The following is a 469-nucleotide window of genomic DNA, read 5'->3' as shown; positions in this document are numbered from 1 at the left end:
TGCGGTCGGCGCAACTGATGTCACTGATGTCGTGGTCCTCCGCGGGCATGACGCCGGCCCAGATCGCCGAACACGCCCGCACCATCGCCAACGAACTCGCCGCCGACACCGACGACGGGGTGCCAGCCGCCGAAGACAAGTCCATCAACGAACTCGGCTACCACAAAACCGATGACGGCCGACTCGACGTGCGCGCCAACCTCGATGCCGTCGCCGGGGAGAAACTCCACAGCCTCGTCGAATCGCTATCCGCGCCGAAACCCCAACCCGACGGCTCGCACGATCCACGCTCGGCCGATCGTAAACGTGCTGATGCTCTCGAGACGATCCTCGAGCTTGCCGAGAAGGGTCTCGCCGATGAGACGGTGTCGTGCAAACCGACCGGTGGCGTCCTGTTGACGATTCCTGCCGACACCCCGAAATTGTCCGCACTCGAGTTCATGGGATCGGTGACACCTGCGACCGCGAG

At 64.2% G+C, this 469-nt stretch carries 1 protein-coding gene; it reads left to right on the top strand.

What is annotated here, in order from left to right; genetic code table 11:
• Nucleotides 1-26: 26 nt before the first annotated feature.
• A partial coding sequence (locus ACLQ3C_RS21525) for a DUF222 domain-containing protein (RefSeq protein ID WP_425707125.1) occupies nucleotides 27-469 on the top strand: 443 nt, incomplete at its 3' end.

The sequence above is a fragment of the Gordonia sp. DT30 genome (assembly GCF_049844915.1).
In the GTDB taxonomy this organism is placed as follows: Bacteria; Actinomycetota; Actinomycetes; order Mycobacteriales; family Mycobacteriaceae; genus Gordonia.
Note: the sequence above shows the minus strand (reverse complement) of the source record. Positions and strands in the feature narration are given on the sequence as shown.